This window comes from Arthrospira sp. PCC 9901 (genome assembly GCF_059013425.1).
In genome coordinates this window covers 1094267-1110913 of record NZ_CP102296.1, presented here as the reverse complement: position 1 = coordinate 1110913, position 16647 = coordinate 1094267, and the positions used below count along the sequence as shown (strand labels likewise).

General features: G+C 42.9%; 15 protein-coding genes. 6 read left to right on the top strand and 9 right to left on the bottom strand.

Annotation, left to right across the window (positions count from 1 at the left end):
* Window positions 1–26 precede the first annotated feature (26 nt).
* Together NLZ44_RS04900 and NLZ44_RS04895 are read right to left on the bottom strand one after the other, a co-directional pair.
* The gene (locus tag NLZ44_RS04900) at window positions 27–653 is read right to left on the bottom strand and encodes a hypothetical protein (RefSeq protein WP_493752026.1); all 627 of its coding nucleotides are present in this window, start codon (window positions 651–653) and stop codon (window positions 27–29) included.
* Window positions 654–864: 211 nt separating this feature from the next.
* On the bottom strand, window positions 865–1041 hold the full coding sequence (locus NLZ44_RS04895; protein WP_493752025.1) for a hypothetical protein: 177 nt from the start codon (window positions 1039–1041) through the stop codon (window positions 865–867).
* A 73-nt stretch (window positions 1042–1114) separates the two neighbouring features.
* On the opposite strand from NLZ44_RS04895, the gene NLZ44_RS04890 reads away from it, so the two are divergent.
* From NLZ44_RS04890 to NLZ44_RS04880, 3 genes are read left to right on the top strand one after another with little or no spacing between them, the layout of a single operon-like run.
* Entirely contained in the window at window positions 1115–1708 is a 594-nt protein-coding gene (locus tag NLZ44_RS04890) for an IS607 family transposase (RefSeq protein WP_493752950.1), read from the top strand.
* Window positions 1641–2792 carry an RNA-guided endonuclease InsQ/TnpB family protein gene (locus tag NLZ44_RS04885; RefSeq protein WP_493752024.1) on the top strand — a complete coding sequence of 384 codons (1152 nt, stop codon included), beginning with the start codon at window positions 1641–1643 and terminating at the stop codon, window positions 2790–2792. The genes NLZ44_RS04890 and NLZ44_RS04885 overlap by 68 nt, the downstream gene beginning before the upstream one ends.
* 39 nt (window positions 2793–2831) lie before the next feature.
* Window positions 2832–3596, top strand: a complete 765-nt coding sequence (locus NLZ44_RS04880; protein WP_493752023.1) for an HpsJ family protein — start codon at window positions 2832–2834, stop codon at window positions 3594–3596.
* On the opposite strand, the gene NLZ44_RS04875 is transcribed toward NLZ44_RS04880, so the two are convergent.
* The 6 genes from NLZ44_RS04875 to NLZ44_RS04850 form a co-directional block, all read right to left on the bottom strand.
* Window positions 3593–7657 carry a CHASE4 domain-containing protein gene (locus NLZ44_RS04875; protein WP_493752022.1) on the bottom strand — a complete coding sequence of 1355 codons (4065 nt, stop codon included), beginning with the start codon at window positions 7655–7657 and terminating at the stop codon, window positions 3593–3595. The two genes, NLZ44_RS04880 and NLZ44_RS04875, sit on opposite strands and share 4 nt — an antisense overlap.
* The gene (locus NLZ44_RS04870; protein WP_493752021.1) at window positions 7654–7920 is read right to left on the bottom strand and encodes a hypothetical protein; all 267 of its coding nucleotides are present in this window, start codon (window positions 7918–7920) and stop codon (window positions 7654–7656) included. Before NLZ44_RS04870 ends, NLZ44_RS04875 begins: the two co-directional genes overlap by 4 nt.
* Window positions 7921–8145: 225 nt before the next feature.
* On the bottom strand, window positions 8146–9468 hold the full coding sequence (locus tag NLZ44_RS04865) for a flavin-containing monooxygenase (RefSeq protein WP_493752020.1): 1323 nt from the start codon (window positions 9466–9468) through the stop codon (window positions 8146–8148).
* The gene (locus NLZ44_RS04860) at window positions 9465–10289 is read right to left on the bottom strand and encodes an SDR family NAD(P)-dependent oxidoreductase (RefSeq protein ID WP_493752019.1); all 825 of its coding nucleotides are present in this window, start codon (window positions 10287–10289) and stop codon (window positions 9465–9467) included. The genes NLZ44_RS04865 and NLZ44_RS04860 overlap by 4 nt, the downstream gene beginning before the upstream one ends.
* A gap of 2 nt (window positions 10290–10291) precedes the next feature.
* A complete protein-coding gene (locus tag NLZ44_RS04855; RefSeq protein ID WP_493752018.1) occupies window positions 10292–11272 on the bottom strand; it encodes an SDR family NAD(P)-dependent oxidoreductase in 981 nt (326 codons plus the stop codon).
* A gap of 77 nt (window positions 11273–11349) precedes the next feature.
* Complete coding sequence (locus NLZ44_RS04850; protein ID WP_493752017.1) at window positions 11350–12285, bottom strand: NAD-dependent epimerase/dehydratase family protein; 936 nt, start codon at window positions 12283–12285, stop codon at window positions 11350–11352.
* Between the two features lie 303 nt (window positions 12286–12588).
* Here NLZ44_RS04850 and NLZ44_RS04845 point away from each other — a divergent pair, with 303 nt between their 5' ends.
* The 3 genes from NLZ44_RS04845 (at window position 12589) to NLZ44_RS04835 (ending at window position 15858) form a co-directional block, all read left to right on the top strand.
* Window positions 12589–14580 carry an adenylate/guanylate cyclase domain-containing protein gene (locus NLZ44_RS04845; RefSeq protein WP_493752016.1) on the top strand — a complete coding sequence of 664 codons (1992 nt, stop codon included), beginning with the start codon at window positions 12589–12591 and terminating at the stop codon, window positions 14578–14580.
* 82 nt (window positions 14581–14662) lie between these two features.
* Window positions 14663–15253: a Uma2 family endonuclease gene (locus NLZ44_RS04840; protein ID WP_008052697.1), complete on the top strand. Its 591-nt coding sequence runs from the start codon at window positions 14663–14665 to the stop codon at window positions 15251–15253.
* 8 nt (window positions 15254–15261) lie between these two features.
* Complete coding sequence (locus tag NLZ44_RS04835) at window positions 15262–15858, top strand: Uma2 family endonuclease (RefSeq protein ID WP_493752015.1); 597 nt, start codon at window positions 15262–15264, stop codon at window positions 15856–15858.
* On the opposite strand, the gene xth is transcribed toward NLZ44_RS04835, so the two are convergent.
* Window positions 15855–16646 (bottom strand): exodeoxyribonuclease III, encoded by a 792-nt coding sequence (gene xth, locus NLZ44_RS04830; RefSeq protein WP_006624231.1) that lies wholly within the window; start codon window positions 16644–16646, stop codon window positions 15855–15857. The two genes, NLZ44_RS04835 and xth, sit on opposite strands and share 4 nt — an antisense overlap.
* Between the last annotated feature and the right edge of the window lies 1 nt (window position 16647).

Genomic DNA, 16647 nt, shown 5'->3' with positions numbered 1-16647 from the left:
AGTTAGGATTGCTAACAGAGGTCAATTTAGCCCCGGGAAAGCAGATCAATGGATACCCGTTCCGATGGACTGCTTTGGGAAAAGGTGGGCAATTCTACGGAATTCTGACGCAATGCTGCTACTGGGTTAGTGGCGTTGCAGGCGTAGGTGTTGTCAGTATCGCCGTGGGCGAGGAAATTACAGGGTTGACTTGGGCTGGACTGTTGCCAAGTACAGTCAAGGGCTGCATAGTAAGCATCCTCATTTCGGCGTTGCAGACATCTCGCCCAGGCTTGGGGATCGTCACCTGAACCGATACATTGGAGACTGAGACCTAAACCAATGGCTTTTAAGGCGCAGTCGGCATTCACACTACAGCCGTTTTTGCTGAAGACACCCCAGCCGTCTCTGTTGATTTCTTGTTTACTGCCAGTGTGCAAGCCATCCATTTGACCAGGATCATCGAGTAAATCTTCGGTGGTAATTCCTATGATATCTGCTACATCATAGACAAAATCCGTTTGGTCCTCATTGAGGACTTCGCCATTAAAGATTAATTCCTCATCTGGTTCTGGTGCTGGCATTGCCCAAGGGAGAAAGGCGGCGGCGGGAGACACACTCCAGCCTACTACCAAGAAAGAGACGGTGCCGATGGTTGTTAGTAATTTTTTCATAGTTAGTTAGAATTTAGAATCAGTTGGTGAGGGAATTTAACAGTTAATAGCCGGGGTCTGAATCCATCAACAAATCAAGACAATTCTGGGTTGCTGAAGTTGCTTAACTTTCTTCCAGCATAGCTAAAGATAGGTGTTGATGTCAATATTTGTTATGTAAAGATGTTGTAAAATCTGAGGAAATTATGTAAAGGTGGTTGGGGGTAAGTGTCTACTTAAAATCTGCTGTCAAGTCGGTATTTTCACGGACAAAGTGGCTAGGTTTTTGGGGATAAAGAGGAAGCAGCCAATCAATATTGAGCGGAAAAATGGTGGCGAGACGGTGGTTTTGAGGTAATATCATAGCGAGTTCAGGGGAATGGTGGCTAAGGATAGAATGAGAGAGCATGATTTAATCTCAAATTAGGTTAACATTTTAGGGCAATACGGTATAATAAGCGAGAATAGTTGAGGATAAACCTATTGCCAGATATGTCAAACCCAAGGAAGCGGCCCAAATCCTTGGAGTCCATGAAAGAACACTCCGCAGATGGGACGAAAATGGCTCAATCGAGACCATCAGAACCCCCGCTGGGCAACGACGATACAACGTTGAGTCATATACTGCCAAATCAGGCAGTGACAAACGCAAAGTCGTTATCTATGCCAGAGTTAGTAGCCGCGCCCAGCAGTCCGACCTCAACCGACAGGTGGCCGCACTGTCCAACCTCTACCCCGAAGCAGAAGTCGTCTCAGAAATCGGAGGCGGGCTCAACTTCAAGCGAAAGAAAATGCTGGCCTTACTGGGACAAGTCTTGTCAGGAGATGTCCGCATGGTTGTCGTTGCCCACAAAGACCGATTGGCCAGATTTGGATTTGACTTGTTTCGATGGCTCTGTGAGCAAAACAGGTGCTCACTCATGGTTCTCAACGAGACAAGTCTCAGCCCAGAACGAGAAATGGTTGAGGACATCCTCGCCATCCTCCACTGCTTCAGTTCCCGACTCTATGGGTTGCGAAAATACCAAACTCAGGTCAAAGAAGATCCGGATTTACCCCAGCCCCGCGCTAAATAAAGTCTGGCGCAAATGGTTGGCCGCTTGTCGGTATTGCTACAACCAAGCAATTGCATTATCTAGGAGTGGTAAACGACTAAGCAAACTGAAATTACGCAACGAAGTGATGCAGAGTGACTTACCCGAATGGGTCAAAGAAACACCCTGCCACATTCGGCAAAATGCCATCTTTGATGCCTATCAGGCTTTGACCGCCAGTCCTGATGCAAGGTTTAGAAGTTGTCGTGACAGCTCTCAAGCGATTAAGTTCAATAATACTAATTTCTCTTCAGGGAGTTGGTATCCAAGACTAACGAAAGGATTAACTTTCATGGTTTCCGAAGCTATCCCTAAAACTTGTGTTCAAGGGACCCAATTAGTCTTGGCCAAGGGGCGGTGGTTTGCGGTGTTTCCTGAACCTGTGGCCATCACTCCGACTGACGCTACTGGCGTGATTGCATTAGACCCGGGCGTCCGAACTTTTATGACCGGGTTTGATGGTTCACGATTTCTGGAATTGGGCTCCGGGGATATTGGACGCATTACTAGGCTATGTCAACATTTGGATGATTTGATGAGCCGAATCGCCAAGGAACCCTGTCGTTCAAGGAGGCGACGGATGAGGCAAGCGGCTCAACGAATGAGAACCAAAATCCGCAATCTAGTTGATGAAGCCCACAAACAAATTGCTCACTACTTGACTCACAACTACAGCCTAATTTTTTTGCCCACCTTCGAGACTTCCGATATGGCCAGTCAGGTGAAGCGTCTAATCAGGTCTAAGACTGCCCGCGCCATGCTGACATGGGCGCATTATCGATTCAAACTAACCCTGAGACATCAAGGGGAAATAACTGGAACCACAGTTGTAGATGTGACGGAAGAATACACCAGCAAAACCTGTACTCACTGTGGTCATGTGCATTCCCAGCTAGGTGGCTCAAAAGTGTTCCGATGTCCGGAGTGTGGGTTCACTCTACCCAGGGACTGGAACGGTGCTTTGGGAATCTTTCTAAAAGCTTTGCGGGATACCGCCTCTGTTACCTTAACGGGTAATAGTGCTATCGTCGCATTGTCCGGCAATAGCCGGATAAATGTCGCGTAAATGTATCAGTCTCAGTAAAAATACGGAACTTGATGTGTTATGAAAGGAACAACTCCAAATCAAATCCCGTCCCAGGCTGCTGGATTTTTGAGGCTGGCGGGGGTAATTTTATTCTTTTTTGCCCTAATTAACTATATTTTGCTGTTTGTGCCACCGAATTTTGGGGATCTCAGGTGGCAACTGAATTTTACTACTCAGATGGTAGAACAAGGGGTGATTCCAGTGTTGGCGATCGCCTTAATGTTTTGTGCATACGGGTTACAGGAGGTAGCTGGTCTATCACCAGAAAAGCCTAAACAGGGGTTTAACAGTCTCAAATTTTGGGTTTATGTGATTTCTGGCATTCTGGGGGTGATGTATTTAGTGCTGATTCCCCTGCACGTTAGCACTACTATAGCAGCCAGTAATGAAACGATTGAGAAAATTAATCAGGATGCAGCGACGGCCCAAATGCAGCTAGACGAACGCCTACAAGAACAACAAACCCAAATGTTAGCTATCTTAGGCAATCAGCAGCGCTTAGAAGATTATATCCAAGAACAACAGCTTACGGAAGCACAATTAGCGCGCCTGCAAGAATTTCAGGAAAACCCGGAAGCGTTGGGAGTCCAAAGCGATGCCATTGGCCAGGAACTGAAAAAGGAAATTGAAAACCGTCGGCGAGAGGCAGAAAAGCGATCGCAACTGGGGACTTTCAAATCTAATCTCCGAGTCGGCTTAGGTAGTTTACTGCTGGCTAGTTGCTATCTGACTATCGCCTGGAGTGGCTTAATGAACAAACGCAGTGGCAAAAAAGCCGGTTAAATGGTCAAATTTGCGCTCGCTTCATTGGTCAGGGCTTCTTTGACTCTTTCTAACTCGGCTTGAATCTGAGTATAAACTGATTCAGCCGATGGTTGAGGAATGGGGACACCTGCATCTACTCCTTGACGGCCCATGATTTCTAATTGCAGACATAATTCGGATAAACCAAAAGCGCCTAAAGTCCCACTGATGGATTTCAGGGAATGGGCCGCCTGTTTTAGGGCTGTGGGATCATTTTGTTGGAGGGCTATTTGAATAGTGTTCAGAAGTTCCGGGGCGCTTTCGATGTACATTTCGGCGACTTCTTCCAAGGCTTCTATCTCTCGCAGTCCTTGTAAAACAGTGGGGTCAAGAATGGGGGAAGATTTGCTATCATCAGTGGTATTTAAATATGTTGAAGGTACAATGACATCGCAGGTGATGGGGCGACAGTTACGGAGAACTTTAACTAATTGTTCCATACGGATAGGTTTACTGATATAGTCATCCATTCCGGCTGCTATACATTCAGCGCGATCGCTTTCCATAGCATTGGCTGTAACGGCGATAATGCGCGGGCGTGGGGAGTAGGGTTTTTCTTGGTTATCATAGCGTTTTTGAATCTGTCGGGCTGCTTCTAAGCCATCCATAATGGGCATCTGCATATCCATTAAAATGACATCATAGGGCTGTCTTTCTAGGGCTTCGAGAACTTCTAAACCATTCCCAGCGACATCAGCCCTATATCCCATTCTTTGCAGGATTTGTAGGGCGACTTTTTGGTTAACTAGGTGATCCTCGGCTAATAAAATCCGCAGGGGGAGTTTTTCTGCTAACAGGGGAATATCTTGGGGCGATCGCATTTGGCTGCGACTCCAATTTTTAATCTGTAGAGGTTCCCCACACAGGACGTTAATCAGAATATTGTATAGGGGTGATTGTTTAATGGGTTTATTCAGAAAGGCGACAAAATCTCGATGATCGGTGGGGTTAAAATTTTGTTGACCGACGGAAATTAACATGACTAAGGGGAGGTCAACCCCGGCTGAAGTCTGTCGGACTTTGGCGGCAAAATTGAACCCGTCTAAATTGGCGATTTCCATTTCCACAATGGCGATATCGAAGGTTTGACCTTCTTTTAACCAGGCGATCGCTTCTGTGGGGCTGTCGGTATCTTCTACCACTAAACCCCAGCATTGAACTTGCTTGGTCAAAATTTTGCGAGTGGTGGGGTGAGAGTCAATAATTAATAGTCGTTTTTCGGCTAATTCTTCAGTATGATTCCACTGTGGTAATAAATTCTGGCTACTCTGAACTACTATGGAAAAATAGAATGTAGATCCCTGTGTGGGAGTATCTTTATTTATCTGCCAATTTTCTGGGGGATGACCACCGATCGCATCACCACTGACTACCCACATTTTACCCCCCATCATTTCCGCCAGTCGCTGACTAATAACTAGACCTAATCCTGTCCCGCCATATTGTCGATTCGTGGAAGCATCAACCTGACTAAAGGACTTAAATAAACGATTCATGCGATCGACTGGAATACCAATACCTGTATCGGACACTGCTACCTCAATTTGATAGTGGGTAGAATACATAGATTGTGCAGCCAATTCTAAATCCGAAAACAGTGGTTTTGCTGACACTGATACCAACACTTCACCCCGGGCGGTAAACTTAACGGCATTGCTGAGTAAATTCACTAAAATTTGCCTAACTCTTGCCATATCCCCCACCACTTCGTTAGGGGTAGAAGCATCAATTAAATATCCTAATTCTAGGGGTTTACTCGCGGCTTTGGTCGCCAATAAGTCTAGGGATTCTTCAATACAAGTTCGTAAACTAAAGGGGAAGGTTTCTAGGTCTAGTTTCCCTGATTCTATTTTGGAGAAATCTAGGATATCATTAATTAAAGAAAGTAGGGCATCACTACTGCTGCGAATGGTTTCCACAAAATCCTGTTGAACTAGACTTAAAGGAGTATCTAATAACAATCCCGTCATGCCAATTACTGCATTCATGGGAGTCCGAATTTCGTGGCTCATGGTGGCTAAAAATTCACTTTTGGCACGAGTGGCGGCGAGGGCATCATCCCTGGCTTTACTCAATTCTTGGGCGGTTTGCTGTCGTTCGATTTCACTACCTATCCACTGCGCCATTAGTTTTAATAGTTCTTGGTCAACGGCTCTAAAAGGCTCATGTAAGGGGTATTGACTCCAAAAACAAAGGGTTCCGTAAACCTGGCTATATACTTTAATAGGAATAGCCATATATGCCTCAATTTTCCAGCCGTTATCGTCGGCATAATAGGGCAATCCGGAGACTAACACCGATTCAAAAATCAAGGGTTTTTCAGCATTTACTGTCGCCAAAATAAACGGATTTTTTAAATCAAAATTATCCCCAAATGACAAGATATTATTAGGGTCAATTGCTGCCATAATATGGGTGGAAGGCTGGGGGGTGTCTAGGTTCAATATCTGGTTAATTATACCGACTTCTAAGTGAAATTTATCACAGCCTAACTTGAGAATTTGCTGGAGTTGTTCTTGCCAGTCTAAATGACGAGATGAGGTGATTTGATAAAGACTCCTAATCGAGGCTTCGCTGTCTTGTAGTTCCTGTTCCCGCTGTTTGCGATCGCTAATATCTCTGGATACACCCAGAATTTCTTGCACTCTCCCGGTCTCGGGATGATAAATGGCGCGACTGGTGGTTTCAAACCAAATATATTCGCCGTTTTTGTGGCGGATACGATAGGTTAGAGTATAGGATACTTTTTGAGTTAAAACAATTTCTAATGTCTTGCTGAGTGTGTTAATGTCATCTGGGTGAAAAAATTTACTGGGGTGTTGACCAATTAAACTTTCCGGCTCATATCCTAATAGCAACGAACTGGCGGGGGAGGCGTAGCGGATCAAACCTCGGCGAGAGTGACGAGTAATTAAATCGGTGGAATATTCCGCCATTAGCCGATATCTTTCTTCACTATCCTGGCTTTGAATATTGGCTTGTTCTAAGGCTTCTAACATTTGATTAATGGTTTGTCCTAACCCGGTGAGTTCATCTTCCCCTGGAGGTACTGTCAGCCGTAGGGATGGGTCGCGACTTTTGCCGATTTGATTAATTTTGTGGGTGAGGTCTAACAGTCTGGCTAAAATCAGTTTCTCAAATACCAGTATGGTAATTGCACTTAAAATTATGCCGATCAGAAATAGGGAAAATGTGAGATAAATTAGGCTGGTGCGACCTTGGCGGAAAATGGGGCGATCGCTTTGGATTTCCAGGTTGAGAATCGGTCGATTATAAATATCTAGGAGGGGAATAGACCCCAGGATAGTCGAAGTGTCTAGGGGTTGAACTCTGATGGGGTCTTCCGCATTGATGATTTGTTGGGTTTGTTGGGGGTTGAGGGGAGTCCAAGGGTTGATTTCTACGGAAAGTTGGGTAATTTGAGTCAGGCGATCTATTTCGTTATGATCAAGATAGCGACCTACTACTAGGGTTCCCCGGCTTGGTCCCTGGGCAATACTGGTAAGGATGGGACGGGCCGATAGCAGTAATGGCCCTTCTGGTAACATGACTATCCCTATTGTGGGACAGGGGATTTCCTCTTCTTTCTCAAAACAGGACGGGGAGGGGTTGGAAAATGACAGACTGACGGATTTTAGGTGGGGCGCGAGACTGGCGGGAATAGGGGTTTCTGTTTGGCTGTTGATGTCGAAACCTTTGCTGAAGACGATTTGACCTTGGCTATCTACCAGAATGAATAAATTTAGCCTCAGATCCATAAACATAGTGTTAACTAGGTTAGATCGCACATATCGGCTATTTTGTTGATTGATAAAGGCATAGGTATCATCCCATTTGGCTTGATCTTGAGCGATCGTATCTAAATTAGCCAGGTCATCCTCTAAGGCTTTAATTACCCGGACTACATCCTGATGCACCGACTCAATCTCCAGATTACGGAAATTCTGAATCAGGATACAGGATGCTGTTGTATACAACACCACAATTAGGCTAATTAGTGCTGCGCCAATAATGAGCAATGTCTTCTTGTGCAATTTCATAATCTTTCTCCGAGAAACCCCATCCCCTTGTGGGTGGGGAGGGATAGGAACAGCAATTGATACAGAGTGGGCGGGACCCCCGAAATTGCCCATTCAACAGCCATTTGAGTGCCATGGGTATTGTGCCAAGTCAGTTCTGCTGTTTCTCCCTCGCCAGCCACTGGTTCAAAGTAATACTGACCATCACTTCCCGTACTAACATACAATCCTGTTGCTTTCAGGGTAATTACCCTAATTCCCCCAAACAATAGCGATCGCCTCACATTGACCCCAGTTGGATCCCTGAGTCGCCTTTCAGTTGTCCCAAGACTCCCTGGAGTAAGTCTAATCAGCCCATAATCTGTTGATCCAACTCAAAACTAAGGTAGATACTTTGATTGTAGCCTGGCTTGTTGATACAGTTGGCTAATTACATCCATAGGACCAGTTATAGCCCTGTAGGAGGCCCTGGGGTTAAGAAATTTGCTCTGACCCGTTGATGGGTGCTTCTAGGCTTGAAAGGGATTTTCAAAATTAGGATAACGTTGATCAATTTGGTGGGCTTTTTTGGTGAACCAATTAAACAAGAGGTTAAATAGTTGAATTTGCCTCAAAACTTTGTGTGGATCAGATAGGTGAGTGGTCGGCAAAGTCTGTCCGATTTCCTTTAAGACTAAACCCAAGGGAATCTTGATTTCCTCTTGTAGTTTTAAACATCGGGTAAATAAGGGCACATAAGCAGAAATCAACGAACCTACACCGCCTCGCGCTTGACCCCATCCGATATAATATAGCCCTTTATAATCATCTAAAAAAGCCCCCCCATAACACTGCACAGTCGCCCCCTTGACTCTTTGTAATTCGGGAGGGAGAAAGGGATAGGAAACATGATAGCCTGTGCCACACACTATTAAATCAAAGGTTTCTCGAGTGCGATCGCTAAATTCTACATCCCAACCGTCTAATTTATCGACGGCGGGTTTGGGGGTGATTTTGCCGTGTTTTATATAGTAGGGGACTTCATTATTTAAGGTTGGGTGTTTATCGAAAATCCGATATTTCGGTTTGGGTAAACCATAGTTTTCATGGCTGCCAAAAGTTAGCTTAATGATACCATAAGACATTAATCTTTGCAAGGCTTCAGGCATCCACCAACGAATTAAATCCGATAGGGGAACACCAGCAAAGGTTTTGGGAATAAACCACACAGACTCCCGCAGGCTTAACACCGATTTTTTGCCGACTCTGGCGGCTTCCGCAGCTAGGTCGCAGGCGGAGTTACCACCACCAATTATTAAGACTCGTTTACCTCGGAGTTGGTCGGGGGTTTTGTAGTCTTTAGAATGGATGATTTCACCGTTAAAAGTTCCGGTAAATTCGGGAAATCGTTTGCACCAATGATGACCATTACATATAATCACCCCTTTATAAATTCGCTTTTCTCCATTATCAAAGCTGACTAACCAGAGATTTTTGGCAATAGGATTAACTAGGGTAACGGTGCGTTTTAGTTCAATGTTGGGGCGCAGATTAAAAGCATCAGCAAAATGGTTTAAGTAGTCCCACATTTGTTTGGCACTAGGAAAATCAGGATAATCATTCGGCATCGGAAAATGAGTGAATTGGGTGATTTTCTTCGAGGAAATAATATGGGCAGTTTCATAGACACCATGATACCAATTACCACCAATATTATCACTGGCATCTACTTGATCATAGGGAATTTTAGCGGTTTTTAAACCTTCAGCAATACCTAATCCTACAAATCCGGCTCCGATGATTAGATATTTATCGGCAGTTTTAGGGTTATTTTCTAAGATTTTAACAGTCATACTTTAGGATTTTTTACAAGTTTTTTATCAGCCCAAAACGAGATTTTATCTAACAAAAAAGGGGTGTAGCGTTTGAGTAAATGAATTAAATTTGCCGGGGAGTCTGGGAATACATGGAGTTGATTGGATTGAATACCTCGCAAAGTCGCTTTCATGACCTGTTTAGGGTCGGTTAACCAAGCCTCTGGTAAACCTTGATAGTTAGTGGCTAGGGTTCCATATTTTTCAGCGTCTAAAATGGGGGTGCGACTAAAAAATGGGTAGACGGCGGTGACTTTGACATTGTAGGATTTTACCTCATCCAAGAGTCCCTCACTAAAGCCTCGTAAGCCAAATTTACTGGCGCAATAGTGGGTTAAACCAGCTTTCCCACTCCAACCAGCCACGGAGGAAATATTGACGATATGACCTTGGCGACGGCTAATCATATCCCCTACAAATAGACTGCTTAAACGCATGGGTGCAAGTAGGTTTACTTCCATGAGGGTTTCCCATTTTTCCGGGGGTGTTTCGTCCAGACGACCATAAACGGCTAGTCCGGCGTTATTGATTAAAATATCGATGGGAACTTCCAGGCTTTTGACTTGATTAAATAAGATTTCGCATCCCTCACGGTTAGATAAATCAGCCTCGAAACAGGCGAGGATTTCTCCGGTTTTAATCTCCTGTTGAATTAGTTGTGCTTGTTGGTGGAGAGTGGGTTGATGGCGATCGCTTAAAATTAAACGGCTACCTGCTGCTAATAATTGGCGGGTGAGTTGTTGACCAAATCCGCCAGTAGCACCCGTTAAAACTACTGTGGCATTTTCTAATTTAGTCATGGTTAAATTTTCGGAGATTTTAGCATGGTTGATAATAGCACAGACCAGGGTATATTTACATTAGGAATTAGTGATGCGGATTTTTGGAGTTGCGGCCATTTCATCGGTAGTATAAAACGCAGCGATCGCAGAGAAACTGGACGATTACCATTTTCATCTACTAGATTATACTCTTGAGCGCGTTCGGCGACAATTTGCAGGCGACCACTGCGATGCATAATATTCGGATCGGCTGCTAAGGCTGCAATAACTCTCCCGGTTAAGAGAGGTGTTTCCCAATTATAGCGGTCAACAAGCGATCGGATTGCTGGATCATCTGTGGCGACATTGGAGGCTTCTATTTCCGTGGCGACCCTAGACATATGTTCTGTGTTAACAATTCCTGGCCAAACAGCAACGGAAGCGACATTATAGGGTTGGAGTTCAGTCGCAAAATCCGCCGCCAAGCGATCGCATGCAGATTTTCCAATCCCATAAACGGCACTAAAAAGATAGGAAAATCCCCCCCAAGATGAAATAGTACAGATTAAACCTTGACGACGTTTAACCATCATTCTAGCTGCTAAAACAGCCGCCACATAATGACTGCGTAAGCCTACATTATTAACTTCATCCCAAACTTGCGGTTCGCTTTCCCAAAAGGGTTTACCCTGCATTTCTGTTAAAGTTCGCACTCCCTTATATGCGTTATTTACCAATAAATCAAGTTGTCCCTGTTGTTCCTGATCAATGCGATTAAAAAGTAATTCCACTTGTTGATCATCACCGTGATCAACCGCAATCGCGATACATTTACCCCCGGCTTTTTCGACCTCTAACCGAGTCTCTTCTAAACTGCCTCCTACAGCATCATTGGCTTGCGATAGGCTGCGACCTGTGATATAAACAGTAGCGCCAGCTTCTCCTAAACCAATGGCAATTCCTTTACCTAATCCTCTGGATGCACCTGTAACTAAGGCTACTTTACCTGCTAAGTTGGTCATGTTCGATTATTCGATGTAATGGTATAATTAAACAATTGGGGGGTAATTAATTAATAACTACCCCTTTTTGATGGGATTTACCCGGCGGCTTTGATGATTTCATCGTCCGTAGAAAAGTCTACCTTTCCGGGATTGCTATTAGCTAGATAATCGTTTTGGCAGGAATCTTTTAATCCGGAAATTAGATCATATTTGGGTTGCCAATTTAGTTGATTTATGGCTTTGTGAACATCGGCGAAGAAATGCTGAACTCGCAGGGGAAATGCTTTGCGTTTCCCGAAATCAAAGTTTTTGGGGTCATAATGAATTAATTGCAGGTCATCTGGGGACTCACCCGCAGCGATCGCACAGGCTTTGGCTAACCCATCAAAGGTGACAAAGCGATCGCCTGAGATATTATACACTTGACCAATAGCCGTTTGATTTCCTAATACTGCTACCATGGCATTAGCTAAGTCTTCCACATGACCTAATTGGGTGATGTGCATTCCATTACCAGGAATAGGAATGGGACGTTTAGCAACAATGCGATCGAAAAACCAGGACTCTAAAGGGTTATAATTTTGTGGTCCGTAGATGTAAGTTGGTCGGATTGATGTCCAAGGAATACCCACTTTTTGCAAGTAGGTTTCCGTTTCATATTTCCCTAAATGGCGACTTTTGGGGTCGGTGGGATCTCCCTCAATATGAGGCATTTGATCAGACTTGAGATAGACTCCGGCTGAACTCATATAAACAAAATGTTTCACCTGACCATTAAATAAATCGGCTAGGGGTTGGGTATCACTTAATTGGCGACCATTATTATCAAAAATGACATCAAAGGTTTCACCGGATAGCTTTTCTTTTAATTGGTTAGCATCAGTGCGATCGCCATGAATTTGTTTAATTCCGTCTACCGGACTGGGTTTATTTCCCCGATTAAATAATACCACTTCATGACCCTGGCTGACTAAAATTTTGGTCAGATAAACCCCGATAAACCTAGTGCCACCCATGATTAAAATTCGCATTTTATTAATCTCCTAATGATTGATTTTTATGGTTGATAGTAAACTGGTCACGAGAGTTGGCTAATGTCTAGCCAAAAACCATAATACCATGGGGTTATACAACTTCTAACTAAAGTCGTAGGAATACATCCCAATGGTCACTAAATTAATCTTATATGATTCTGGGTATTGATACCAACAAGTTATACGATAGCATAATTACCCGATGACCAGACACTATCCAAAAGCCATTTTAGCAGTTACCGCAGTTTTCAAGGTATACTGACGACAGTTGAAACTAAAAGTTGTCAGGTAGTTAATTCCATGTTGGCTTTCTATCTTCGCCGTTTTCAGAGACAACTCAAGCGGATATTCAGTAACATTTCACTCCGCACTATTTTAGTAGTACCGTTTTTGCTACAAGTAGCATTAACTGTCGGTTTGGTCGGTTATTTTTCTTTTCGCAATGGCGAAGCAGCCGTGCGAGATTTAGCATTTCAACTGCGCCAGGAATTAACTGCTCGCATTGACCAGCAATTACAAGCATATATTAGAATACCTCATCAAATCAATAAGTTAAATACCGATAGCTTTTCCCAGGGTCAAATTGATTTTTATAGTGGGGAAAGAATTAATGTTTTTTTGCAGCACATTAAAAACTCACCTTATCTTAATGCCGTTTATTGTGCCGAAGAAGAAACCGGAAATTTTATCGGTGTGAGTTGGAGTGATGACGGGTCATTTTTTGAGTTAATGATTAGGAATAATCAAACCAATGGAAATATGCACTTATACGGTATTGATGTCCGTGGCGATCGCCTTTATTTTCTTAGGGATGCTGGACCCTATGAGCCTCGTCAACGTCCCTGGTATCGAGCCGCACAAGCCACAGGAAAGTCCGTATGGAGTGATATTTATTTAGATTTTACCACACAATTACCCACCATTACCGCCAGTTTATCTACTTATGATGGTTGGGGAAATCGTTTTATTGGCGTGTGCGGAACTGATATTTTATTATCTGAAGAACTCCGGCAATTTTTGCAAAATTTAGGAATTGGGAAAACCGGAGAAGCCTTTATTATCGAGCGTTCTGGTTTATTAGTTTCCAGTTCTACTGATGATAGTATGACCCGGAAAATTGGCGATCAGATCCAAATTCGTCAAGCTACAGAAAGTGAAAATCTATTAGTCCGAGAAACCGCCAAATATTTAACCAATAAAAATTTAAACTTGCACACAATCACTCAACCCAAACAATTCGATTTTAAAATCAAACGCGAACGGCAATTCGTGCAAATCTTACCATTTAGTGATGGTCATGGCTTAGACTGGTTAATTGTGTTAGTAGTTCCCGAAGATGATTTTATGGCTACTATTAATGCCAGCAAACGCACTACAATTTTACTGTGTATTTTGGCTTTAATCTTTCCTACAATTTTTAGCATTATGATAGCTAGATGGATTAGTCTTCCTATCTCCAATTTGAGTGACGCAAGTCAGGCGATCGCTCAAGGCAAATTACAGCAAAAAGTTCATGCTAATGGTATCAAAGAACTCAGGATTTTAGCCAAGTCTTTTAACATGATGACTCAACAGGTTCAAGATGCTTTTTCCGCCTTAGAAAAACGGGTAGAGGAGCGGACGTTTGAACTCCGATATGAAAAAGATAAATCCGAAAAACTATTATTAAATATCTTGCCAAAAGCTATTGCTGATCAACTCAAGAATGAACAAAAAACCATTGCTTGCTCTATGGAAAATGTGACCATTTTATTTGCAGATATTGTCGGCTTCACTCCTTTATCTGCTCGCATTCCTCCCATTCAGTTGGTGGAATTGCTAAATCAGATGTTTTCCCGATTTGATGAATTAGCCGACAAGTATAGTTTAGAAAAAATCAAGACTATTGGTGACGCTTATATGGTAGTGGGAGGCTTACCAATTCCCCGGGATGACCATGCAGAAGCGATCGCTGATATGGCTTTAGAAATGCAGCAAATTATGGATGACTTTAAGACTTGTAAAATCTTGGGTAATATTTCAGGTTGCGAACATTTTCAAATTAGGATTGGTATTAATACTGGATCCGTAGTAGCCGGAGTAATTGGCATTAAAAAATTCTCCTATGATTTATGGGGAAATGCCGTTAACATTGCTTCCCGCATGGAATCATCAGGAAAACCTGGCTCTATTCAAGTTACAGATATCACCTATGAACGCCTAAAATATCGTTATAAATTTAAACCCAGAGGCACAATTAATGTTAAGGGGAAAGGCAATATGACCACCTATTGGCTATTAGGTAAACTTTAGATAATTGTAAAATTTTATTAATTTAATATGTGGCTTTATTTGAACTCTGATATAATCTTAATTAGCATGGGAGACTTAACCGATGATTGCCACACCCAATTTTGCCAATGTATCCCCAGATGATTACCTAAAACTAGAGGAGCAAAGTTCTGTCAAGCATGAATATATTGATGGGGAAGTCTACGCTATGGCGGGTGCAACTGATACCCATGTTACTATTGCTGGAAATATATTTGCCCTACTTCGCGCCCAGGTCAGAGGTTCTAGTTGTCGGGTGTATATATCAGATATGAAAGTCCGTATTCAAAAAGCCAAAAGTGAGCGTTTTTACTATCCCGATATTCTCGTAACCTGTGACCAGCGTGATAGAGATACACCCACCTATAAACAATTTCCTCAACTTATCATTGAGGTATTGTCCGACTCCACAGAAGCCTTTGATCGGGGTGATAAATTTATGGACTATCAAAGTCTTGATAGCCTACAGGAATATATATTAATTAATACCCGTCATCCTCGCTTAGAGATTTTTCGCCGTCAGGATGACAGTTGGCTATTTAATAGTTATAGTTTATCTGAGGATACAGACGACACTACTTTTCAGATTGTTAGCCTGGATTTCACCGAACAAATTGCCGCCATTTACGAAGATGTTAACTTTAATAATCAATAAATATAAATATGATTGCCACACCCAATTTTGTCAATTTATCCCCAGATGATTACCTAAAACTAGAAGCCCAAAGTTCTGTCAAGCATGAATATATTGATGGGGAAGTCTACGCTATGGCGGGTGCAACTGATACCCATGTTACGATCGCTTTAAATATGGCGATCGCACTTCGTAATCATCTCAGAGGCTCTAGTTGTCGGGTGTATATATCAGATATGAAAGTCCGTATTCAAAAAGCCAAAATTGAGCGTTTTTACTATCCCGATATTCTCGTAACCTGTGACCAGCGTGATAGAGATACACCCACCTATAAACAATTTCCTCAACTTATCATTGAGGTATTGTCCGACTCCACAGAAGCATTTGATCGGGGTGATAAATTTATGGACTATCAAAGTCTTGATAGCCTACAGGAATATATATTAATTAATACCCGTCATCCTCGCTTAGAGATTTTTCGCCGCCAGGATGACAGTTGGCTATTTAATAGTTATAGTTTATCTGAGGATACAGACGACCCCACTTTTCATATTGTTAGCCTAGATTTTACCGAAAAAATTGCCGCCATTTACGAAGATGTTAACTTTAACTTACCCGAAAACTAAGTTCCGATTTCTAAAATAACGGGTGCATGATCACTCGGTTTTGGTTGGGTTCTGGGTTCAGTGTCAATGTAACAAGCGATCGCATTTTGATAGAGTCCAGGACTTAGATAATGGTGATCAATTCTCCAGCCTCGGTTGCGGGTAAATGAGGCGGCGCGGTAGTCCCACCAGGTAAAATGTCCGCCGTCTTGGGTAAACTTACGAAAGCCGTCTGCTAAACCCAAATTAGCGATCGCATCTAAGGCTTGACGTTCCGCCGCCGATGCCATAATATGATTTTCCCGGTTTTGAGGATTATAAATATCCCGATCTTCTGGCGCAATATTAAAATCACCACAAATACACAGATGAGGATATTTGATTAACATCTGTTGTAGATAATCCCCTAATCGGTTTAACCACTGTAACTTATACTCATATTTATCACTTCCCACACTCGACCCATTCGGGATATAAACATTGACAATACAGATATCATCAATCACCCCAGCAATTACCCGTTTTTGGTCGTCCAATTCCCCCACCTGGTCAGCACCCAAAATCGGAGTAAATCCCATAATTACAGACTCGATATTTAGGCGACTAAAAATTGCCACCCCATTATAGGCTTTTTGACCATAAATATAGACATGATAGCCCAATTCTTCAAAAGGCGATCGCGGAAAATCTTGATCAATAACCTTAGTTTCCTGTAGGCACAAAACATCAATATCCTGACCTTGTAACCAGCTCAAAACTTGGTCTTGTCGAGTCCGAATTGAATTCACATTCCAGGTAGCAATTTTCATA

Coding starts and splice junctions, on each gene's coding strand:
- NLZ44_RS04900 (WP_493752026.1), bottom strand. CDS start 653: ATGAAAAAATTACTAACAACCATCGGCACCGTCTCTTTCTTGGTAGTA.
- NLZ44_RS04895 (WP_493752025.1), bottom strand. CDS start 1,041: ATGCTCTCTCATTCTATCCTTAGCCACCATTCCCCTGAACTCGCTATG.
- NLZ44_RS04885 (WP_493752024.1), top strand. CDS start 1,641: ATGGGTTGCGAAAATACCAAACTCAGGTCAAAGAAGATCCGGATTTAC.
- NLZ44_RS04880 (WP_493752023.1), top strand. CDS start 2,832: ATGAAAGGAACAACTCCAAATCAAATCCCGTCCCAGGCTGCTGGATTT.
- NLZ44_RS04875 (WP_493752022.1), bottom strand. CDS start 7,657: ATGAAATTGCACAAGAAGACATTGCTCATTATTGGCGCAGCACTAATT.
- NLZ44_RS04865 (WP_493752020.1), bottom strand. CDS start 9,468: ATGACTGTTAAAATCTTAGAAAATAACCCTAAAACTGCCGATAAATAT.
- NLZ44_RS04860 (WP_493752019.1), bottom strand. CDS start 10,289: ATGACTAAATTAGAAAATGCCACAGTAGTTTTAACGGGTGCTACTGGC.
- NLZ44_RS04855 (WP_493752018.1), bottom strand. CDS start 11,272: ATGACCAACTTAGCAGGTAAAGTAGCCTTAGTTACAGGTGCATCCAGA.
- NLZ44_RS04850 (WP_493752017.1), bottom strand. CDS start 12,285: ATGCGAATTTTAATCATGGGTGGCACTAGGTTTATCGGGGTTTATCTG.
- NLZ44_RS04845 (WP_493752016.1), top strand. CDS start 12,589: ATGTTGGCTTTCTATCTTCGCCGTTTTCAGAGACAACTCAAGCGGATA.
- NLZ44_RS04840 (WP_008052697.1), top strand. CDS start 14,663: ATGATTGCCACACCCAATTTTGCCAATGTATCCCCAGATGATTACCTA.
- NLZ44_RS04835 (WP_493752015.1), top strand. CDS start 15,262: ATGATTGCCACACCCAATTTTGTCAATTTATCCCCAGATGATTACCTA.
- xth (WP_006624231.1), bottom strand. CDS start 16,646: ATGAAAATTGCTACCTGGAATGTGAATTCAATTCGGACTCGACAAGAC.